At 73.8% G+C, this 21,176-nt stretch carries 16 protein-coding genes and 3 tRNA genes; 11 read left to right on the forward strand and 8 right to left on the reverse strand.

From position 1 onward, the window contains the following. Positions 1 to 37 precede the first annotated feature (37 nt). The 3 genes from AB0898_RS02450 to AB0898_RS02460 all read right to left on the reverse strand — a co-directional run bounded on the left by AB0898_RS02450 (position 38) and on the right by AB0898_RS02460 (position 2,809). Complete coding sequence (locus AB0898_RS02450; protein WP_366800936.1) at positions 38 to 1,018, reverse strand: DUF5926 family protein; 981 nt, start codon at positions 1,016 to 1,018, stop codon at positions 38 to 40. 133 nt (positions 1,019 to 1,151) lie between these two features. Continuing rightward, positions 1,152 to 1,793, reverse strand: coding sequence for an ATP-binding protein (locus tag AB0898_RS02455; RefSeq protein WP_366800937.1), 642 nt, complete (start codon positions 1,791 to 1,793; stop codon positions 1,152 to 1,154). 182 nt (positions 1,794 to 1,975) lie between these two features. Then, entirely contained in the window at positions 1,976 to 2,809 is an 834-nt protein-coding gene (locus AB0898_RS02460) for a glycerophosphodiester phosphodiesterase (RefSeq protein WP_366800938.1), read from the reverse strand. A 234-nt stretch (positions 2,810 to 3,043) separates the two neighbouring features. Here AB0898_RS02460 and AB0898_RS02465 point away from each other — a divergent pair, with 234 nt between their 5' ends. Both AB0898_RS02465 and AB0898_RS02470 read left to right on the forward strand, forming a co-directional pair. Further along, positions 3,044 to 4,510 (forward strand): trypsin-like peptidase domain-containing protein, encoded by a 1,467-nt coding sequence (locus AB0898_RS02465; protein ID WP_366800939.1) that lies wholly within the window; start codon positions 3,044 to 3,046, stop codon positions 4,508 to 4,510. A 70-nt stretch (positions 4,511 to 4,580) separates the two neighbouring features. Further along, positions 4,581 to 4,667: transfer RNA gene (locus AB0898_RS02470), tRNA-Ser, on the forward strand. A 70-nt stretch (positions 4,668 to 4,737) separates the two neighbouring features. Here AB0898_RS02470 and AB0898_RS02475 read toward each other — a convergent pair. Together AB0898_RS02475 and AB0898_RS02480 are read right to left on the reverse strand one after the other, a co-directional pair. Beyond that, complete coding sequence (locus AB0898_RS02475) at positions 4,738 to 5,295, reverse strand: hypothetical protein (protein ID WP_366800940.1); 558 nt, start codon at positions 5,293 to 5,295, stop codon at positions 4,738 to 4,740. A 246-nt stretch (positions 5,296 to 5,541) separates the two neighbouring features. Beyond that, positions 5,542 to 6,006: a hypothetical protein gene (locus tag AB0898_RS02480; protein WP_366800941.1), complete on the reverse strand. Its 465-nt coding sequence runs from the start codon at positions 6,004 to 6,006 to the stop codon at positions 5,542 to 5,544. Between the two features lie 130 nt (positions 6,007 to 6,136). On the opposite strand from AB0898_RS02480, the gene AB0898_RS02485 reads away from it, so the two are divergent. The 3 genes from AB0898_RS02485 to trpS all read left to right on the forward strand — a co-directional run bounded on the left by AB0898_RS02485 (position 6,137) and on the right by trpS (position 9,318). Beyond that, positions 6,137 to 7,351 carry a histidine kinase gene (locus tag AB0898_RS02485; protein WP_366800942.1) on the forward strand — a complete coding sequence of 405 codons (1,215 nt, stop codon included), beginning with the start codon at positions 6,137 to 6,139 and terminating at the stop codon, positions 7,349 to 7,351. An 8-nt stretch (positions 7,352 to 7,359) separates the two neighbouring features. Continuing rightward, on the forward strand, positions 7,360 to 7,998 hold the full coding sequence (locus tag AB0898_RS02490; RefSeq protein WP_366801049.1) for a response regulator transcription factor: 639 nt from the start codon (positions 7,360 to 7,362) through the stop codon (positions 7,996 to 7,998). A 270-nt stretch (positions 7,999 to 8,268) separates the two neighbouring features. Then, entirely contained in the window at positions 8,269 to 9,318 is a 1,050-nt protein-coding gene (trpS, locus tag AB0898_RS02495) for a tryptophan--tRNA ligase (protein WP_407078276.1), read from the forward strand. Between the two features lie 16 nt (positions 9,319 to 9,334). Here trpS and AB0898_RS02500 read toward each other — a convergent pair whose 3' ends face one another. After that, positions 9,335 to 9,724: a VOC family protein gene (locus AB0898_RS02500; protein WP_366800943.1), complete on the reverse strand. Its 390-nt coding sequence runs from the start codon at positions 9,722 to 9,724 to the stop codon at positions 9,335 to 9,337. Between the two features lie 118 nt (positions 9,725 to 9,842). On the opposite strand from AB0898_RS02500, the gene AB0898_RS02505 reads away from it, so the two are divergent. Next, positions 9,843 to 10,730, forward strand: a complete 888-nt coding sequence (locus AB0898_RS02505; protein WP_366800944.1) for a LysR substrate-binding domain-containing protein — start codon at positions 9,843 to 9,845, stop codon at positions 10,728 to 10,730. Positions 10,731 to 11,132: 402 nt separating this feature from the next. Here the strand turns inward: AB0898_RS02505 and AB0898_RS02510 are convergent, their stop codons facing one another. Continuing rightward, entirely contained in the window at positions 11,133 to 12,002 is an 870-nt protein-coding gene (locus tag AB0898_RS02510) for a bifunctional DNA primase/polymerase (protein ID WP_366800945.1), read from the reverse strand. 207 nt (positions 12,003 to 12,209) lie between these two features. Between AB0898_RS02510 and AB0898_RS02515 the strand changes: the two genes are divergently transcribed. Then, positions 12,210 to 12,821 carry a SigE family RNA polymerase sigma factor gene (locus AB0898_RS02515; RefSeq protein WP_366800946.1) on the forward strand — a complete coding sequence of 204 codons (612 nt, stop codon included), beginning with the start codon at positions 12,210 to 12,212 and terminating at the stop codon, positions 12,819 to 12,821. Between the two features lie 129 nt (positions 12,822 to 12,950). Then, the gene (locus tag AB0898_RS02520) at positions 12,951 to 14,609 is read left to right on the forward strand and encodes a long-chain fatty acid--CoA ligase (protein WP_366800947.1); all 1,659 of its coding nucleotides are present in this window, start codon (positions 12,951 to 12,953) and stop codon (positions 14,607 to 14,609) included. A 115-nt stretch (positions 14,610 to 14,724) separates the two neighbouring features. On the opposite strand, the gene AB0898_RS02525 is transcribed toward AB0898_RS02520, so the two are convergent. Next, complete coding sequence (locus tag AB0898_RS02525; protein WP_366800948.1) at positions 14,725 to 19,362, reverse strand: PAS domain-containing protein; 4,638 nt, start codon at positions 19,360 to 19,362, stop codon at positions 14,725 to 14,727. Between the two features lie 443 nt (positions 19,363 to 19,805). Between AB0898_RS02525 and AB0898_RS02530 the strand changes: the two genes are divergently transcribed. From AB0898_RS02530 to AB0898_RS02540, 3 genes are all read left to right on the forward strand, one after another. Then, positions 19,806 to 19,896 (forward strand) — tRNA-Ser (locus tag AB0898_RS02530). 294 nt (positions 19,897 to 20,190) lie between these two features. After that, positions 20,191 to 20,263, forward strand: a tRNA-Arg gene (locus tag AB0898_RS02535). Positions 20,264 to 20,601: 338 nt separating this feature from the next. Next, positions 20,602 to 21,168: a hypothetical protein gene (locus AB0898_RS02540; RefSeq protein ID WP_366800949.1), complete on the forward strand. Its 567-nt coding sequence runs from the start codon at positions 20,602 to 20,604 to the stop codon at positions 21,166 to 21,168. Positions 21,169 to 21,176 lie beyond the last annotated feature (8 nt).

Genomic DNA, 21,176 nt, shown 5'->3' on the forward strand with positions numbered 1-21,176 from the left:
GCGTCACCCTCCCGGGTCACCGCCGTCCCGGCCGTTCTCAGCTGAGCGTGACCTGCCGGTTCGTCAGTCCGCCACGGGCCCGGCGCTCCTCCGGCGTGAGCGGCTCGGTGACCGCGAGGGCCTCGGCGAGCCGCTCGGCGAAGGCGGCGGCGGGCTTCTCGATGTCCTCGGCGCCGACCCCGGTGGGCAGGTCCCACACCGGCACGGTCAGACCGTGGGCGCGGAAGGAGCCGACCAGGCGGGTGCCTTCGCCGAGGCTCGACTGTCCGGCCGCGTGCAGCCGGGCCAGCGCGTCCAGCAGGCGCTCCTCCGGGTGCGGCATGACCCAGCGCAGGTGGTTCTTCTCCGGGGTCTCGCACCAGTACGCCGACTCGACGCCGGTCAGCTTCACCGTGGGGATCGCGGCGGCGTTGGCCCGCTCCAGGGAGGCGGTGACCTCGGCGCTCGCGTGCTCCGCGTCCGGCACCCAGAACTCGAAGCCGCTGTGCACGTCCGGGTCCAGCGGCGCGGCCGGGTCCAGCAGGTCCTGCAGCCGGGGTCCGTCGGCGGGGGCGCGGCGGGCCTCGACCGGGGTGCCGGGTTCCGCCTCCAGCGCGCGCAGCAGGGTGTCGGCCAGATCGCGGCTGATGTCGCCGGAGGCCGTGTCGTTCTGCAGGCCGAGCAGCACCGAGCCGTCGTCGCGGCGCAGCGCGGGCCACGCCATCGGCAGCACGGTGGCCAGCGTGACGGAGGGGACGCCCTCGGGCAGCCCTTCCCGCAGGGTCAGGGCGGCGGTGGCGGCCGGGACCAGCTCGCGCAGGGCCACCCAGTCGCACTTGCCGTTCAGCCCCTCGAAGGGGCGGTGCACCAGCTCGGTCGCCGCGTGCGCGGCGGCCCGGCCGTGGCACGCCTTGTAGCGCCGGCCGCTGCCGCAGGGGCAGGCCTCCCGGGCGCCGACGACCGGAATCTGTCCGCCGTCGGAGCGGGCCCCGCTCGGCTGCGGGCGCTTGGCCTTCGTCTGGGGTCGCTTCTTGGCCATCGTGGGTGTCTCCCGGTTACGGCTCCGTCTGGTACGCGGGGAGCCTAGCCGTTCGCGCCATCAGCGGCTCGGACCTGTGGACAACCCTCGGCGGCCCGGAACTCCGGGGCGCCCGGGGGCCGCCCGGGGGCCGTCAGTCCAGGGCGTCGAACACGTCCGCGAAGTCCAGTCCGTCCAGCGCCGGCAGCGACGGCACCGCCGTGACGCGCGTAGCGAAAGCGTGGTGTCCGCAGCGTGCGTCGGGATCGTGCACGTCGGCGTGGACGACCACCCAGACCGTCATCTCGCCGGGGACCTGGTCCCGGACGCCCCAGTCGTCGGCGAGCGCGTCGATGATGCTCAGTCCCCGGCCGCCGTGCGCGGTGACCGAGGGGCTCGCCGGAGCCGGGCGGGTCGGGCCGCCGCCGTCCGTGACCTCCACGATGAGCCGTCCCCGCGCGTCCACCCGCCAGGCCGCCCGCACCCAGCCGCTCCCGGCCGGGGCCCCGCCCAGGGGGCGTCCGTGCCGGTACGCGTTGCTGAGCAGTTCGGACAGAATCAGCACGGCGTCGTCGATGACCGACTCCGACACACCGCCGCCGCGCAGCTGCGCCCGCATCCGGTGCCTCGCCTTGCCCACGCCCGCAGGGCCATGGGGTACGGCCATGCTCGACGACGTGGGCACCTCCTGTGCCACCACCAACGCCACCCCCGAGACCTCCTTCGCCCCACGCCACGGTGTGGATGCCCCTTTGGCCTGTACCGGAAACCGGTCAGTCTTGTTCCGGCGACGCATTCGCAACGTCCGCACACGCACCGAACGCGCCGGAGCACTCCCTTGTGCTCCCTATGGCCCGGTGGCCGGATTTCGGTGGTGTGGCCGGGAAACGGAGGATGCTCCACCGCCGCCCCCGGGTCAAGGGCCGCGTGCCGGTCCTTACGGGACTCTTGGGCCGTACCGGACCGGAAGCCGTGGGGTCAGCCGAGCCGGCCCAGCCGGCCGAGCACCGCGCGCGGGCGGTTGGTGATGATGGCGTCCACCCCGAGCCGTACGCACAGATCCACGTCCTCGGGCTCGTTCACGGTCCACACATGGATCTGGTGCCCGGCCTGTTTCAGCCGTTCGACATATGCCGGGTGGCTGCGCAGGATGCGGATCGAGGGCCCGGCGATGCCCACCCCCTCGGGCAGCCGCCCGTCGCGCAGCCGGGGCGAGACGAACTGGGCGAGGTACACGGTCGGCAGGTTCGGCGCGGCTGCCCGCACCCGGTGCAGGGAGCGCGCGGAGAAGCTCATGACGCGCACCGGGGAGTCGGCGGGGTGCTCCGGCGCGTCCAGGCCGAACCGCTTGAGCAGCATCAGCAGCCGTTCCTCGACCTGGCCCGCCCAGCGCGTGGGGTGCTTGGTCTCGATGGCCAGCTCCACCGGGCGCCCGGCGTCCGCGACCAGTTCGAGGAGCCGTTCCAGGGTGAGCACGGAGGTCGCCTCGCGGTCCTCGGGCCGGTGCTCCCAGTCGGGCTCCTCGTCCCGCCCGCGCCCGGAGCCGCGCCCCTTCCAGGAGCCGAAGTCCAGGGCGGCGAGGTCGGCCAGCTCCAGGGCGGAGACCGCGCCGCGGCCGTTGGAGGTGCGGTTGACCCGCCGGTCGTGCACGCAGACGAGATGGCCGTCGGCGGTGAGTCTTACGTCGCATTCGAGGGCGTCGGCGCCGTCCTCGATGGCCTTGCGGTAGGCGGCCAGGGTGTGTTCCGGCGCGTCCTCGGAGGCCCCCCGGTGCGCGACGACCTGGATCGAGTGCTGTGATACATGGGTCACGGCGTCATCGTGCCACCGACACGACGTGCGGTGGGAGGCGTGAACGGTACGCGTGACGGGCACGGCGATACGCGGTAATTAATGCGTATATAAGTATTGCCGGAGATGTCCTGTGTAAAGGTTGTCACCGGACCCACAGCCCCCGCTTATGGTGCTCTGACGGCTCGTGGGAAAAGCTGCGTACATACAACAAGTGCGACCGACGACGACAGCCGTGGATCGAGGAGAAGAGCTGTGAGCACCGAGAACGAGGGCAACGCGGTACCCCCGGCCCCGTCCGCACCTCCCGTGCCGGTGGACGCTCCCGCTGCCTCCGCGCAGGGCGCCGTATCCGACGGCGGAGTACCGACGACTCCGCTGCCGCCGCTGCCCCAGGGCCCGCCCGGACACGCCGGGCAGGCTCCGGGACCGGCACCCGCCGAGGGCCCCCAGGCCCACGGTCAGGGCCCCGCCCCGCACCACTCCTACGGCACGCCCGCCCCCGACGGTTCCTGGCCGCCCCCCGCCCACGGCGACGCGGGCGGGGCCGGCGGCGCGGGCGGCGGCTGGGGCGCCTCGTACCAGCCGCCGGCCCCCAAGCGCTCCGGGCGCGGCGGGCTGATCGCCGCCGTCCTGGTGGCCGCGCTGGTCGCGGGCGGCGTCGGCGGCGGCATCGGCTACACCCTGGCCAAGGACAACGACGGCCAGGGCTCCACCACCATCTCCGCCACCGACAGCAGCGCCTCGCAGGTCAAGCGCTCGGCGGGCACCATCGCGGGCGTCGCGGCCCGGGCGCTGCCCAGCACCGTCACCATCGAGGCGGAGAGCAGCAGCGGCGAGGGCGGCACCGGCACCGGGTTCGTCTTCGACACCCAGGGCCACATCGTCACCAACAACCACGTGGTCGCCGACGCGGTCGACGGCGGCAAGCTGACGGCCACCTTCCCGGACGGCCGGAAGTACGACGCGGAGATCGTCGGCCACGCGCAGGGCTACGACGTCGCCGTGATCAAGCTCAAGAACGCGCCCTCGGACCTCAAGCCGCTCTCCCTGGGCGACTCGGACAAGGTGGCCGTGGGCGACGAGACGATCGCCATCGGCGCGCCCTTCGGGCTGTCCAACACGGTCACCACCGGCATCATCAGCGCCAAGAACCGCCCGGTGGCCTCCAGCGACGGCAGCTCCAGCAGCAAGGCGTCGTACATGAGCGCCCTGCAGACCGACGCGTCGATCAACCCGGGCAACTCCGGCGGGCCGCTGCTGAGCGCCTCCGGCGCGGTGATCGGCATCAACTCCGCGATCCAGTCGACCAACAGCGGCGGCTTCGGCTCCGGCCAGTCCGGCTCGATCGGCCTCGGCTTCGCCATCCCGATCAACCAGGCGAAGTACGTCGCCCAGCAGCTGATCAAGACCGGCAAGCCGGTGTACGCCAAGATCGGCGCCTCCGTCTCCCTGGAGGACTCCACCGACGGCGCGAAGATCACCGACCAGGGCGCGGCCGGCGCCGCCGCGGTCGAGTCGGGCGGCCCCGCCGCCAAGGCCGGCCTCAAGCCGGGCGACGTCATCACCCGGCTCGACGGCTCGGTCGTCGACAGCGGCCCGACCCTCATCGGCGAGATCTGGACCCACAAGCCCGGCGACAAGGTGACGGTCACCTACCAGCGTGGCGGCCAGGACCACACGGTCGACCTCACCCTCGGCTCCCGAGTCGGCGACAACTGACGCCCACCGCCCCCTCCACCCCGCGATCCCGGTACGCTGTACCCCGCTCCGCCCCAGGTGGGCGGCGCGGGGAGGCGTGCCCGAGCGGCCGAAGGGAACGGTCTTGAAAACCGTCGTGGCAGCGATGTCACCGTGGGTTCAAATCCCACCGCCTCCGCAGAGGTCGTAGAGACGAGTCAGAAGGGGTGCCCCTCATGGGAGGGGCACCCCTTCTGCGTGGGGCGGGGTCAGTCGGTGCTCGTTCGGGAGCCGGTCGCGCCCGGGGTCTTCGGGGCCCAGGTGGGGGCGTGGGTGGCGTCCTTGAGGCCCGGGGATTTCATCAGGACCCGCCAGTTCTCGCTGCCCGGGTCGCCATCGAGCCGGACGGTGAATTCCTGGACCTGGTGGGAGTTGTGGAAGTACAGGACGACGACCTGGCGCTCGGAGCCGGAGTCGTAGAAGTCGCCCGTCACCTTTCCGCGGGCGCCGGTGCCGTAGCCCTTGATCCAGTTCTCGGCGGTCTTGCGGGCCTCGGCCGCGGTGCTGTCGCTGGTGGCGAGCTTGCGCAGGTTGTCCGTCCTGCCGTCGGCGATGTCCCATACGAGCTGTTGGATCACCAGCAGGGAGCCGGTGGAGGGGTAGCCGGTCACGTGCAGCGGCTCGTGGTCGGCGTACGCCTGCTCGTAGGACGCGCCCGGCCCTCCGGCGTCGGCGAAGCCGCCGTCGAAAGCGGCGCATCCAGACGTCAGCAGCACTGCTGCCACGATCCATCCGGCCGCCTTGCGGCCCTGCTTCAACGTGGGCATCTCACGTCCTAGTCGGTTGCGGGTCCTGGGACGAGATCCCCGACCTTCGCGTTGTACTCGTGCGGAACGGCCGCGGCACTCCGCCATCTGGTTACGTGCCGCAGGAAGCCTGCGACCCGCCAGGAAGACGGAGTGGCGAACAGGCGGGTTCCTCGCGGGGGCGCCCCGCGTGACGGTCTTTCGGCCGAGCCGTCATGAACGGGGGAAACGAATCGAGCCGAGCGGCAGGTGCGACCGTCCGCACTCTCAGGGGAGGGGTGCCTCTTCCGCGCGCCGGGTTACGGGGCGGACGGCGACGGCCACGCACAGGGCCGCGAGCGGGAGTTCCGCGCACACCGCCATGGCGGCCGCGGTGGCCAGTTCCGGGCCGGGGGCGGCGGTGGCCAGGTCGAGGCAGGCGTCGGCGAGGAGGAGTGCCGCCGCGGCGGCCGCGGGTACGCGGTGCCGGGGGTCGCCGCGCAGCAGACACCCTCCCGCGGTGATCAGCGCGGCGGCCTCCAGCGCGTCGAGCGCGACCCAGGCGGCGGCCTCGGCGGGCGGGAGCGTGCCGGCGAGGTAGCCGAGCCAGGGCAGCAGGGCCAGGCCCGCGCCGGCCAGCACGCGGCCGTGCCAACGGGCCGTGCCACGGGCGCGGACGACGAGGGGGAGCGGGTGGTCGAGGGCCATGACGGAGGTCTCCTCCGGTGTCGTGAACCCGGCCTTCGGGCTCACGGTCAACCCTCCGGTTTCCGCCGGCCCGGGTCAGTAACGCCGCTGTCCGACCTGGGGTGGCACTGGCTACACCCCCGATACGGAAGGAAGTTGGATGGCCGTCCCCGTACCGGCCGCCTACCGTTGCGCCATGAGAATCCCGCCCCGGTCACGGCGCGCCCTCACCCGGCTGGCCCGTGACGCGTCCTTCCTCGCCCTGGGGGTGCCGCTTCATCTCTTCATGGGGGTCGCACTGTTCATGGTGTCCGGCCTGGTGTGGGAGACCCTCGCCGGAGGGGACGGCACGGCGCCGGTGATCCTGGGCTTCGCACTGCTGCTGACGGCGGGTGCCGTGCCGGTGCTGACCGTCGCCCAGCGCGGGCGGTTCCGCCGCTTCCTCGGGATCGACATCCCCGGCCCGGGCTGGCGGCGGCCGTGGCGCCAGACCGGGTACCACTGCCTCGCCGGGACGCTCTTCGGCGTCCTCGAAGTGCTGGTCGTAGGGCTGCTGTTGGCCTCCGTGGCCGCGTCGCTCACCTGGGCCTGGGTGTACGCCCTGCCCTGGGAGTGGCGGGTCGGGCACCTCGGCTACTCCGTACAGGCGGTGTACGTCTCCGCGGCCGGACTGCTCGTGCTGGCCGCCGTCCCGGGCGCGGCCGGTGCTCTCGTACGGCTGGAGAGCCAGGTGGTGCCCGCTCTGCTCGGACACAGCAGGGAGGAGGACCTGGCGCGGCGGGTCGAGGACCTCACCGAGAGCAGGGCCGGTGCGTTGGACGCCGCCCACGCCGAACGACGGCGCATCGAAAGGGACTTGCACGACGGCGCGCAGCAACGCCTGGTGTCGCTGGCGCTGAACCTGGGAATCGCCCGGGCCACGCTGACCCAACTGCCGCCGGAGGCAAGGGAGGTGATCGACGCGGCGCACCAGGAGGCGAAGGAGGCGATCGAGGAGCTGAGCAGTCTCGTACGCGGACTGCACCCGGCCGTCCTGGACGAACTCGGCCTGGATGCCGCCCTGTCGGGGCTCGCCGCCCGCGCCCCGCTGCCCGTACGGCTCCGCGTGGAGCTGCCCCGGCGGCAGTCCCCGGCGGTGGAGGCGGTCGCGTACTTCGTCGTCTCCGAGGCGCTGACGAACATCGCCAAGCACGCCCGCGAGGCGACTCGGGCGGAGGTGACGGTCACCCGGCTGGGCGGAATACTGCGGCTGGTGATCTCCGACGACGGCCCCGGCGGCGCCGATCCCGCCCGGGGCAGCGGACTGACCGGGCTCGCTCAGCGGGTGCGGTCGGTGGACGGAAGGTTCCGGATGAGCAGTCCGGCAGGGGGACCGACGACGATGAACGTGGAGCTGCCGTGCCCGAGTTGAGACGTGCCGTGATCGCCGAGGACTCCGTGCTGCTGCGGATGGGGCTGGTCAAGGTCGTTCAGATGGCCGGCTTCGAGGTGGCGGCCGAAGTGGGCGACGCCCAAGGGCTGTTGGCCGCCGTGGAGGAGTACGACCCGGCGCTGGCCCTGGTGGACGTCCGGATGCCGCCGGGTTTCACGGACGAGGGTGTGCACGCGGCCCTGTCGATCCGGCGGAGCCGTCCCGCGACCGCCGTCCTGCTGCTCTCCCAGTACGTCGAGGAGCGCTACGCCGCCGACCTGCTCGCCACCCACACCAGCGGAGTCGGCTACCTCCTCAAGCAACGGGTCGCGGACGTAGAGGAGTTCATCGAGGCGCTGCGGCGCGTGGCGGACGGCGGCACCGCTCTCGATCCCCAGGTCGTCGCCCAACTCCTCGTACGGCGCCGGAGCGATCCCCTCGACCGCCTCACCGCCCGTGAACGCGACGTCCTCGCCCTGATGGCCGAGGGCCGCTCCAACGCGGGCATCGCCGAGCGGCTCGTGGTCAGCGAGAGCGCGGTGGCCAAGCACATCAACAACATCCTCGCCAAGCTGGACCTGCCCCGCGCGGACGCGGACCACCGGCGGGTGCTGGCGGTGCTGCGGTTCCTGGGGGTGGGGGCGTGACACCGGGCCGCCGGGCAGACCGCGACGCCGGGCAAACCGGGCCGCAGGGCAAACCGGGCCGCCGGACAGACCGCGCCGCCGGGCGCACCGGCGTTATCCTTCCTGCCATGCGTATCCCGTCGTGCCTCAGCTGGTGGCGCTCCTCGTAGGAGCGGCCGCCTCTCGCGCATGACCCCACGGAAGGGCCGTTCGGACGGACGGCCCTTTTCCCGTACTCCCGGACCCGGGTGCGTGCCGTCCCGACGGCGCTCACGACGACCAGGAGACCCCGTGCACACAGACTCCGCGGACACCACCGTCCACCCCACCCCGCTCGAAGAGCGGATCACCCAGGACCCGGCCCGGTTCCGCATCCTCACCGGCGACCGCCCCACCGGCCGGCTGCACCTCGGGCACTACTTCGGCACCCTGCACAACCGGGTGCGGCTGCAGAACCTCGGCGTCGAGACGTTCGTGATCATCGCGGACTACCAGGTGCTGACCGACCGGGACCTGGCGGACGACCTCACCGGGCACGTCGAGGAGCTGGTCCTCGACCACTTCGCCGTCGGTGTGGACCCGGCCCGCAGCACGATCTTCACGCACAGCGCGGTCCCCGCGCTCAACCAGCTGCTGCTGCCCTTCCTCAGCCTGGTCTCCGTGGCCGAGCTGAGCCGGAACCCCACGGTCAAGGACGAGATCGCGCACTCGCGGCAGGCGGCCGTCAGCGGCCTGATGTTCACGTACCCCGTCCACCAGGCGGCCGACATCCTGTTCTGCAAGGCCGGCCTGGTCCCGGTCGGCCGGGACCAGCTTCCGCACCTGGAGCTGACCCGGACCGTCGCCCGCCGCTTCAACGAGCGGTACGGCGCCGGGATCTTCCCCGAGCCCGAGGCGCTGCTCTCCCGCGCCCCCGTGCTGCTCGGCACGGACGGCACCAAGATGAGCAAGGGCCGGGGCAACGCCATCGCGCTCGCCGCGAGCCCGGACGACACCGCCCGGCTGATCAGGGGCGCGAAGACGGACGCCGAGCGGCACATCCACTACGACCCCGAGCGGCGCCCCGAGGTCTCCTCGCTGCTTCTGCTGGCCGCGCTGTGCCAGGACCGCGCCCCCGAGGAGATCGCGGACGAGATCGGCGCCCTGGGGTCGGCCGCGCTGAAGAAGGTGGTGACCGAGTCCGTCAACGAGTACCTGGCGCCGGTCCGCGCCCGCCGCGCCGAGTACGCGCGGGACCGGGCCCAGGTCCGCCGGGTGCTGCGCGAGGGCAACGAGCGGGCCCGGGCCGTCGCCGACGCCACCCTCGCGGAGGTGCGGACCGCCATGAACAGCGATTACTGAAGAGCGCCGAGACGGATCAGGCGTCCTGCGGGTACCAGCGCAGTTCCACCGTGTTGCCGTCCGGGTCCTGGACGTAGACGGAGGTGGCGGTGCCCCGGGCGCCGCTCCGCTGGACCGGGCCCTGCAGGACGGGCACCGGGGCCGACTCCAGGAACTCGTCCCAGTCCAGCGGGTCCACCGTGAGACAGATGTGGTCCACGTTGGACTCGCCCCGGGGCTTGCCGACCATGTCGATGATCGTCTCCGGCGCGACCCGTACCGAGGGGAACGACGCCTTCCCCGCCCGCCAGGCGTCCACGTTGACCGGCTCCAGGCCGAGGAACCCGGTGTAGAAGCCGAGGGAGCGCTCGACGTCGGCGACGTTGAGGACGAGGTGGTCGAAGGCCTTGACGTGCAGTGCGGGCATGTTCCCCTCCAGAGGAAGACCGTGTGGATGTGTGTTCCACGATCCGCCGGGGCGGGGAGACCATCAAGCGCTGATCGTTCTATGTTCATTGAGCCTGGCTCAACGAACGGGGGACCTCGTGCTGGAACGGATCGAACTGGAAGCCTTCCTGGCGCTCGCGGAGGAACTGCACTTCGGCCGCACCGCCGAGCGGCTCGGCGTCTCGACGGGGCGGGTCAGCCAGGTGATCAAGAAGGTGGAGCGGCGGGTCGGCGGGCCGCTGTTCGAGCGGACCAGCCGGAGCGTCCTGCTGACCCCGGCCGGGCGGCGGCTCGCCGGTGACCTGGCCCCGCTGGCCGCCGGGATGACCGAGGCACTGCGCCGGGCTGCCGACGCCAGCCGGGGGATCACCGGGGAACTCCGGGTCGCCTTCCTCGGCGAGTGGACGGCCCCCGCGCTGCTGAAGGCGGTCACGCTGTTCGAGGAGCGGCACCCGGAGTGCCGGGTGACCGTACGGGAGGCCCAGCTGGCCGACTCGCGCGCGAGCCTGCTCGACGGCTCGGTGGACGTGCTCGTCGCCGCGTACCCCTTCGACGGCATGACCTGCGGGCCCGCGCTGCTCACGGAGCGGCGGCTGCTCGCCGTGCCCTCGGGGCATCCGCTCGCGCGGGAGGAGGCGGTGTCCGTCGAGGTCCTCGCCGAGCACCCGGTGGTGCAGTACCCCGAGGTCACCTCCGCCGGCTTCAAACGGGACCGCACGCCCGAGCGGACGCCTTCGGGGCGCCCGGTGCCGAAGGGGCCCGCCGGACGCACGTTCTCCGAGATGCTGACGCTGGTCGCCATGGGCCGGGGCGTCCTCCCCGTCGGAGAGCACGCCCGCCGGTACTACCCGCGCCCCGACCTCGCCTACGTCCCGCTGCACGACGCCCCGCCGATCCGGCGCGGGCCGATATGGCGGCCGGACAACACCAGCGCGCGGGTACGGGAGTTCGTACGGGCGACGGTGGACGCGGGGCGGGAGGGTTGACGCGGGGGACGGGCGACTGACGCGAGGACACGGCCGGGGCACCCGCCCCGCGCCCGTCAGAACGCGCCCGTCCCGTGCCGCCGGCGCCCGCCCGGGATCAAGGCGCCCGCCTCGTGCCGCCGGCGCCCGCCCGGGACCAGGGCGCGCACCCCGCGCCCGTGAGAACGCGCACCCCAGCCCCGTCAACGCTCCGCCCGGGACAGGGCGCCCGTCCCGTGCCGCCGGCGCCCGTCCGGGATCAGGGCGCGCACTCCGCGCCCGTGAGGACGCGCACCCCAGCCCCGTCAACGCCCCGCCCGGGACAGGGCGCCCGTCCCGTGCCGCCGGCGCCCGCCCGTGACCGGGGCGCACCCCGCACCCGTGAGAGCGCGCACGCCGCCCCCGTCAACGCCCCGCCCGGGATCAGAACGCCCGCCCCGCCACCCGCGCCGCCGACGCGATCGTGGCGCGGGCCTCCGGTTCCGGCAGGCCCGTGGTCAGGGCCGCTTCGAGGAGGGGGCCGGTCAGGGTGGGGCCGAGGCCGGACTCGTGGGCGCGGCAGGCGGCCCAGAACAGCCGGGTGTTGCGCTGGCCCTCGTGGGCGGTCAGGACGAAGTGCAGCAGCCCCTGGCCGTCGCCGGGGGCGCGCCGGAGCGTACGCCGGACCGGGCGGGGCGGCGGTACGAGCAGCCGCAGCAGGTTGCGCGGACAGGGCGCCGGGCGCAGCCGGGCCGTACCGGGGGCCGTGACGTAGACGCCGTGGGCGGTGCGGGAGCCGGGGCCGACCAGGTAGCCCCCGGCGCCCCGGACGTCGATGCCGGGGGCGAGGCGGCCCGCGGAGTTGGGCACGACCGTGTCCGGCGGGCCGGTGAGCCAGAGGTGGCGGCCGCCGCTCGGGGTCAGGACGACGACCGTCTCGGGGAGGGTGAACCGGAACCTGAGGCCCAGGGCGCGCAGCGCGGCCGGCGCGTCGGTGCCGGGCTTGGTGTCCAGGTCGATGCCGACGAGGTGGTGCGGGGGCAGGCCGCAGGCGATGCCGTAGCCGGTGGCCCAGGGGGCGGCGGCGAACAGGTCCCGGACGCGGTCGGGGTCGGCCGAGGCGTCGTGGACGCCGTGGCCGGGGCGGCCGCACTCCCCGTGGCAGGGCGGCCGCCCGGGGCCGTCCGCGCGGTGCGGCGAGCGCAGCGCCGGCAGCTTGGTCCGGGACAACGGGATGACGGCCAGGCCGCGTTCGGCGGCCGAGAGGGCGTGGGCGAGGGCCAGGGTGGTGACCTGCCGGCGGAAGATGGCCATGAAACGATGGTCGTACGTATGTTCGATGATCGCCAGAGGGCCTCGGGGCCGGCCCCGAGGACTCCTCAGGGTCAACCCTCAGACCGGGTGGAGCCGTACTCCACCCTCAGGAGGTGGGGGCGCGCCCGGTCCTCCGACCTGAGGCGGACCCCGCTTCGGGACCTGCGGGCGATCCGCCGGAGGGGCCCCGCTCCTAGCGTGGGAGTCATGACCGCACCCGTCTGCACCAGCGCCTCGGCCGCCGCCGCACCAGCGCGGCAGACCCTTCCGCACCCCCGGCTCCGTACCGCTTCGACCACGTACTCGTCGTTCTCCTCCTACGTCCGCGCCCGGCGCCCCGTGCTGCTGCGCACTGCCCGCTCGCTGACCGCCAACCCGAACGACGCCGAGGACCTGCTCCAGACCGCGCTCGCCAAGACGTACGCCGCCTGGGAGCGGATCGAGGACCACCGGGCGCTCGACGGCTATGTGCGGCGCGCGCTGCTCAACACGCGGACCTCGCAGTGGCGCAGGCGCAAGGTGGACGAGTTCGTCTGCGACGAGCTGCCCGAGCCGGAGGTGCGGGGCGGCGTCGCCGACCCCGCCGAACGCCAGGCGCTGCACGACGCGATGTGGCGTGCGATCGCCAAACTCCCCGCCCGTCAGCGCGCGATGGTCGTCCTGCGCTACTACGAGGACCTCAGCGAGGCCCAGACCGCCGAACTCCTGGGCGTCTCGGTGGGCACGGTCAAGTCGGCGGTCTCCCGCGCGCTCGGCAAGCTGCGGGAGGACCCGGAGCTGGGCGTCGTACGGCGGGACGGGTCGGACGCGGGGGTCTGATCCGGCTCGCCGGGAAGGGGGGCTCACCAGCGAGTTTCGGCCCCCCTAGTGACATACCGCGCGGTATGTGCGCAGAATCAGCGCGACTCTACTTCCGCTGAGGCAATGTTGCCGGGGAGGACGCCCGCCGTGCTGAGCACCATGCAGGACGTACCGCTGCTGATCTCGAGGATTCTCACCCACGGGTCGACCGTCCACGGATCGTCGCGGGTCACCACCTGGACCGGGGAGGGCGAGCCGCACCGCCGCACCTTCGCCGAGATCGGCGCCCGCGCGGCCCAACTGGCACACGCCCTGCGGGACGAGCTGGGGGTGGAGGACGACCAGCGGGTCGCGACCCTCATGTGGAACAACAGCGAGCACGTCGAGGCGTACTTCGCGATCCCCTCCATGGGCGCCGTGCTGCACACCCTCAACCTCCGCCTCCCGGCAGAGCAGTTGGTGTGGATCGTCAACCACGCCGCCGACCGCGTGCTCCTCGTCAACGGCTCGCTGATCCCGCTCCTCGCACCCCTGCTGCCCCAACTCCCCACCGTGGAGCACATCGTGGTGGCGGGCCCCGGTGACCGCGCCCCGCTGGCCGGCGCCACCGCGCGCGTGCACGAGTACGAGGATCTGCTTGCCGGCCGTCCGGAGAGCTATGACTGGCCCGAGCTGGACGAACGCCGGGCCGCCGCCATGTGCTACACCTCCGGCACCACCGGCGACCCCAAGGGCGTGATCTACAGCCACCGTTCGATCTACCTGCACTCCATGCAGGTCAACATGGCCGAGTCGATGAGCCTGACCGACTCCGACACCACGCTGGTCGTGGTCCCGCAGTTCCATGTGAACGCCTGGGGCCTGCCGCACGCCACCTTCATGTCCGGCGTCAACATGCTGATGCCGGACCGGTTCCTGCAGCCCGCCCCGCTCGCCGAGATGATCGAGTCCGAGCGGCCCACGCACGCGGCCGCCGTCCCCACCATCTGGCAGGGCCTGCTCGCCGAGCTGCGCGCCAAGCCCCGTGACGTCTCCTCCCTCGGCCAGGTCACCATCGGCGGCTCGGCGTGTCCGCCCGCCCTGATGGAGGCGTTCGACGAGCTGGGCATGCGGGTCTGCCACGCCTGGGGCATGACGGAGACCTCCCCGCTCGGCACGGTGGCCCGCCCGCCGGCCCACGCCCTCGGCACCGAGGAGGAGTTCGCCTACCGCGTCACCCAGGGCCGCTTCCCGGCCGGCGTCGAGGCCCGCCTCACCGGCCCCGGCGGCGAACGCCTGCCCTGGGACGGCGAGTCGGCGGGCGAGCTGGAGGTGCGCGGCCCCTGGATCGCGGGCGCCTACTACAACGGCCCCGACGCCGAACCCCTGCGCCCCGCCGACAAGTTCAGCGCGGACGGCTGGCTGAAGACCGGCGACGTCGGCATCATCTCCCCGGACGGCTTCCTCACCCTCACCGACCGCGCCAAGGACGTCATCAAGTCCGGCGGCGAGTGGATCTCCTCCGTCGACCTGGAGAACGCGCTGATGTCCCACCCGGACGTCGCCGAGGCGGCCGTGGTCGCGGTGCCCGACGACAAGTGGGGCGAACGCCCGCTGGCCACCGTCGTGTTGAAGGAGGGCGCCCAGGTCGGCTTCGAGGCGCTGCGGGCCTTCCTCGCCGAGGAGGCCGGGGTCGCCCGCTGGCAGCTGCCCGAGCGCTGGACCATCGTGGAGACGGTCCCGAAGACCAGCGTCGGCAAGTTCGACAAGAAGAAGATCCGCGAGGCACACCGGCTGGGCGAGCTGGACGTGACCCGGCTGGGCTGAGACCCCCGCGCCCCTTACGGGAACGGGCCCCACCGCGCGGTGGGGCCCGTACGGGTTTCCCCGGAGCCGTTCCGTACGGGTTTCCCCTGAGACCGTCCCGTACGGCCTCGTACGGCTAGTTCGTGCCGATCCGCGCCAGCAGGTCCACGATCCGCGCCTGCACCTCGTCGGTGGTCGCGCGCTCCGCGAGGAACAGCACCGACTCGCCCGAGGCCAGCCGGGGCAGGTCGCCCGGGTCGACAGTCGCGGTGTAGACGACCAGCGGGGTGCGGGTGAGCTGCCCGTTCGTGCGCAGCCAGTCCACGATCCCGGCCTGCTGCCGCTGCATCTGCGTCAGATCCATGACGACGAGGTTCGGCCGGAACTGCCCGGCCAGCGTCACCGCGTCCCCGTCGCTCGCCGCCCGCGCCACCTGCATCCCGCGCCGCTCCAGCGTCGCGGTCAGCGCCAGCGCGATCTCCGCGTGCTCCTCGACCAGCAGCACCCGTGGCGGATGCTGCTCGCTGTCGCGCGGCGCCAGCGCCTTGAGCAGGACGGCCGGATCGGCGCCGTACGCCGCCTCGCGCGAGGCCTGTCCGAGCCCGGCCGTCACCAGCACCGGCACCTCGGCGGCGACCGCCGCCTGACGCAGCGACTGCAGCGCCGTACGCGTGATGGGGCCGGTCAGCGGGTCCACGAACAGCGCGGCCGGGAACGCGGCGATCTGCGCGTCCACCTCCTCGCGCGAGTGCACGACGACGGGACGGTAGCCGCGGTCGCTCAGCGCCTGCTGGGTCGTGGTGTCCGGCGCGGGCCACACCAGCAGCCTGCGCGGGTTGTCCAGCGGCTCCGGGGGCAGCTCGTCGTCCAGCGGCTGCGGACGCGGGGTGTCCGCGACCTCGACGGCACCGCCGGGACCGTCCAGCGGCTCGGGCCCCTCGGCGGCGTTCGCGTCCGGTGCCCCTATGGCGTACGAGCGCCCGATGCCCTCGGTACCGGGGGCGATGCGGGCTCCGGCCAGGGACGGCTGCGCGGCCTCGGCGGCCGCACCGGGCCTGCCGGGCTGCTCCGGCTGCGCCTCGGGGCGCGCGGCCGGGGGCGTCCCCAGCTTGCGGCGTCGGCCACCGCCGTTCGTCCCGTGCGGGGGCGGGGTGGCACCGGGCTGCGGTGCCTGCTGCGCCTGCCCTGCCTGCTGCACCTGCGCGGCCTGCCGGACGAACGGCACGCCCTGGCCCAGCGTCCGCACGCTGAACGCGTGCCCCTGGGTGGAGGTCGGGTCGTACGCGGGCGCACCCGGCGCCTCCGCCGGCAACGGCTGCGCGGCCCGCGGCGGCAGCGCGGACGCCTGTGGCGCGGGCACACCGGCCCCGGCCGTGTCGTCCTCGTCGTCGTCGGGCCAGGGCTGCGGGAACGCGGGCGCGGCCGCTTCGGCGGGCAGCGGTTGCGGCCCTGCCTGCGCGGCCGCCTGCGGCGCGGCCTCGGCGGGGGCCGGGGCCTGCGCGGGAACGGCCTGGGCCGGGACGGGCATCCCCTGGGCGGGTACGGGCATCCCCTGCGCCGGGATCGGCGCGGGCTGCGCCGCCACGGGCGCGGCCTGACCGGGCACCGGCAGCGGCTGCCCGGCAGCGGGTACGGCGCCGCCGGGGGCCTGAGCCGGGAGGGCGACGGCCTGTCCGGGCACGGGTACGGGCTGCCCCGGCGCGGGTACGCCGGCTGCGGCTGCGGCGGGTGCCTGACCGGCCATGGCGACGGTCTGACCGGGCACCTGCACCGGCGGCCCGGCGACCGGCACGGCCTGCCCGGGAACGGGGAGCGCCTGGCCGGGAACCGGGAGCGCCTGTCCGGGTACGGGTACGGGCTGCCCCGGTGCCGGAACCGGCTGACCGGGTACCGGGACCGCCTGAGCGGGAACCGGTACGGCCTGGCTCGGGACCGGCGCGGGCTGCCCGGCCACGGCGACGGCCTGACCGACGGGGGCGCCCGGCTGACCGGCGGCCGGAACCGCCTGACCAGGGGCGACGGCGGCCTGCCCGGGCACCGGTGCGGCCTGCGCGGCCACGGCGGCGGGCTGCCCCGCGACCGCGACCTGCTGACCGGGAACCTGCGCCACACCCGGAGCCGGCACCTGCGCCGGAAGCCCCGGCACGGCACCCGGCGTACCCGGCGTGCCCGGCATCGCACCCGGCTGGGCCTGCGGAGCGACCCGCGCGACCCCCTGCGCCTCCCCCGTGGGCTCGCTCGGCTGGGCCACCGCGCGGCGGCGGCGTCCGGTGGGCGTGGTCGTGGGATGCGGCTGGGGCGGAGTGTGGTCGTCGGCCTGGTCGGCGGGGGCGGAGTCGTGCCGTCCCTCGCCGCCGGGAGCCGGAATAGGCGCCGGAAGCGGGGCCGGAATCGGAGCCGGCACGGGCGGCTCCGGCGTGCGGTCGGCCTCGGCCGGCGGCAGGGCGAAGACGGGCCGGGGCCCCTGGGCGGCGGCCTCCGGGGCGGCACCGGCCGCTTCCGGCGCGGCACCCAGCGCGCGGCGGCGCCGTCCGGTCGGCTGGACACCCGGGGTCACCCGAGGGTCGGGGGCGGCGGGCAGCGCGGGCGGCAGGGCCGCCTGCTCCTCGCGGCCGCCGGAGACGGGGACGCCCCTCGGCGAAACGGCGGCGCCGAGCCCCGAGGCCGCGGCGGCCGTACCGGCGGCGTGCTCGGCGGCCGTCGTCACGGCACCCTCGGCCACCGCGTCCTGCCCGGCACCGGCACCGGCACCGGCGTCGGTGGGCCGTGCGCGCCGTCGTCCCGTACCGCCGGACGCCGCCTGCGCGGTCTCCAGCGCGGCCGGGCCGCCCTCCTCCTGGGCCGGGGCACCGCGCCTGCGGCGCCGTCCGGTCGGCGCGGGGGCGTCCGCGTCGCCGCTCACCGGACCGGCGGCGGACAGGTCGCTGTCGAGGAACGCGTCGGTGGAGGACCGCCGGACCCGGCGACCCGCGTCCTGCGCTTCCGGAGCCGGAGCCTCGTCGGCCGCGTCCTCCTGGACGGCCGGGAGCCGCAGGGCGACCGTCCCGGCACCGCCGCCGAGCGGCACCTCCAGGACGTACGCGCTGCCGCTCATGCCCGGGACCTCGTGCGTCTGGAGCACACCGCCGTGCGCGCGGACGATCCCGCGCACGATCGGCTCGTGCACCGCGTCGCCCCCGGCGTACGGCCCGCGCACCTCGATCCGGGCGACCTCCCCGCGCTGGGCGGCGGCGACCACGACCGTGTTGTCCAGGTAACCGCCCGCCGAGACGGGCGCGTTGCCGGTGGCGTCCACACCCGCGACGTCCGCCACGAGGTGGGCGAGCGCGGTGGCCAGGCGCTGCGGATCGACCTCGGCCTCGATGGGCGGGGCGTGCACGGCGAACTGCACGCGCCCCGGCCCGATCAGCTCGACGGCGCCGTCCACACCGGCGGCGACCACGGCGTCCAGCATCACCTTCGTACGGGTGATGTCCTCGCTGCCGGAGTCCAGGCGCTGGTAGGAGAGGACGTTGTCGATGAGGGCGGTGATGCGGGCGTACCCGGCGGACAGGTGGTGCAGGACCTGGTTGGCCTCGGGCCACAGCTGGCCGGCGTCGTCGGCGGCGAGGGTGGCCAGTTCGCGGCGCAGCTCGTCGAGGGGGCCGCGCAGGGAGTCGCCGAGCAGGGTGAGCAGCTGCTCGTGCCGGGCGGAGAGGGCCTCGTAGCGGTCCTTCTCTCGCTCGGCGAGGGCCGCGTACCGCTCCTCGCCCGCCGCCAGCCGCTCCTCGTGCTTCTCGCGCAGCCCGGCCAGCTCGGTGTCGCGCTCCTCGCGCAGCTCAGCGAGCTTTGCGTCCCGTTCCTCGCGCAGCTCCTCCAGCTCGGCCACGTGCTTCTGGCGCAGCGCGGTCAGGTCGGAGGCGTGCTCCTCGGAGAGCTTCTCCAGCTCGTCGGCGTGCGCCTTCTCCAGCTCGGTCTTCTCGACCGACAGCGTCTCGTAGGCCCGCCGGTCGGTGAAGGTCATCACGGCGCCGACCAGCTGGTCCCCGTCGCGCACGGGCGCGGTGGTCAGGTCGACCGAGACCTCGTCGCCGTTCTTGGCCCACAGCACCTGCCCGCGCACCCGGTGCTTGCGCCCCGAGCGCAGGGTGTCGGCGAGGGGCGACTCGGCGTACGGGAAGGGGGAGCCGTCGGCCCGCGAGTGCAGGACGAGGTTGTGCAGCTCCTTGCCGCCCAGCTCGCCGGCGCGGTAGCCGAGGATCTGCGCGGCGGCCGGGTTCACCAGCACGATCCGCCCGTCGGTGTCCGTACCGACGACGCCCTCGGAGGCCGCCCGCAGGATCATCTCCGTCTGCCGCTGCGAACGGGCCAGCTCGGCCTCGGTGTCCACGGTCCCGGACAGGTCCCGTACGACGAGCATCAGCAGCTCGTCGCCGGTGAAGCCGGAACCGTCGTACGCCTGCTGGCCGTTCTCCAGGTTCGCGCTGGTGACCTCGACCGGGAACTCGGTGCCGTCGGTGCGCCGGGCGACCATCCGCGTCGGCTTCGTGCGGCCGCGCGGGTCCATGTGGTCGGGGCGGCGCATCGAGCCCGGGATCAGCTTGGAGTCGAACTGCGGCAGCAGATCGAGCAGCCCGCGCCCGACGAGCGCCGTGCCGGGGGCCTCGAAGGTCTCCAGGGCGATGGTGTTGGCGTTGACGACGGTCCCGTTGGCGTTGACCAGGAGCAACGCGTCGGGCAGCGCGTCGAGTATGGCTGCGAGGCGAGCAGCGCCTCGGGATGGCCTGCTGCTCACGAGACGCTTCCTCCCTGTTACCGCACCTTGCCTACCGCTCGGGCCATCTTGCCAACCGGCCCGCGGGGTGTCACGCGAGGGAGTCTAAGGGCACCGGTCGGGCTCGCGGCGCCGGATACGGGGGAGGTCCCACGTGGAAGTGACCCCGAACATGTGCGCGCGTGGGAGGCGGGGGCGTGTGTGTGCGGGACGCGACGGCGTGTGCGCGCGCAGGACGCGGCGGCGTGTGCGCGCGTTCCCCTTCTCCTCCCTTCCTTCTCTCCCCTCTCCCTCCTCTCTCCCTCCTCCGTGACGTCCGCCGTGACGTCCTCCGCCACGCCAAAGAAGCCCTTTGCCCTGCGGCCCCCGTGCCTAGTACCGTGGGGGTCGATTGGTGACGCGGCGCTCGCCTGTGTCATCATCTGCACGCACCGATCGCGCGCTCGCGTGGGAGCGGTTGTGCTGGAGGCGTCGCCTAGTCCGGTCTATGGCGCCGCACTGCTAATGCGGTTTGGGCCTTACAGCCCATCGAGGGTTCAAATCCCTCCGCCTCCGCACCATCCCGAAGCCCCGGTCCCCAGGACCGGGGCTTCGGTGTTTCCCGCGCCCGTTTCCCGCCCACGGTTCCCGCGCACGTTTCCTGCTCACGGTTCCCGCGCACGTTTCGCTGTTTCCACCCCGCGCCCGGCTCCGGCGACGCCGGCCCCGCCCCACCCCAGATCCACGTTTCCGCAGGTCAGAGTGGGTGATCGGAACGGATTTCACATGACGGCGGCAGTCATGTAATGTTCTTCCTGTCGCCGGGACGGGCCGAAAGGGCCGGAACGGAAGACAAAAATAAAAGAACAAGCACTCGTAGCTTAACGGATAGAGCATCTGACTACGGATCAGAAGGTTGCAGGTTCGAATCCTGCCGAGTGCACAGCGAAGAGGCCCCGGAGAGATCCGGGGCCTCTTGCGTTTCCTGCGCCGGCACCCCTGGGGCCGGCGAGTCAGGACGCGATGAGGCGGCTGGTGAAATCCGAGCAGGGTGATGTTCTGCCGGAAGGGAACCGTGTCAGAGGCCCGGTCTAGGTTTGGTCTGTGGATCACAGTCTTCCCGACGCCGGGGCGCCCGGTGAGCCCGGCTTGCCGTCTTGTCAGGTGGTCCTGGCGGAGACGGATTGGGGTTCGCTCCAGACGGCGTTGGGGAGTGGTGGGGACCTTCCCGGGGTGCTGGTGCGGCTGTTGGAGCCTGATTCCGGGGTTCAGGTTGCCGCTTTGTCGGAGCTGGGGGAGTTGGCCGGGCACCAGAACACCGTCTATGAGGCCACCGCCCCCGTCGCGATGTATGTCGCCGGCGTCCTCACCCACCCGGCGGCCATGACGCTGCGGGCCTATCGCAACGTCCCCTTCCGCGCGACGCTGTTGAGCTGGCTGGCTTCCACGGCTTACGACGCCTCCGACGAGGTTGCCGGCCGCACGGAGCGGTACTTCCCCGGCTTCCTCGCCCCCGGCACCGTCGTGGCGGACTTCCGGGAGCTGCGTCCGAGGCTTTACCGGGCCGTCGCGCCCTTCCTCCGGGACGGTCACGAGGACGTGCGCGAAGCCGCCGTCGTCGCCGCGCTCATCCTCGCCGAGCACCCCGCGCTCGCCGGGCACCGCGATCACCTCGCCGTGCACGCACGCGCCGTCCTGGACACCGGCGCCGACCCCAACCGGCGGGTCGCCCGGAAGGCGCTCGAAGCATGGGGCCACGACGTCCCCGATCCTGAGCCTTTCCGGGAGGAGCCGTGGGACCAGGGACCGCACAGCGACGGCCGCGGCGATCTCGAACTGCCCTTCTGACCGATACG

This window comes from Streptomyces sp. NPDC005435, from assembly GCF_040703155.1.
GTDB lineage: Bacteria > Actinomycetota > Actinomycetes > Streptomycetales > Streptomycetaceae > Streptomyces.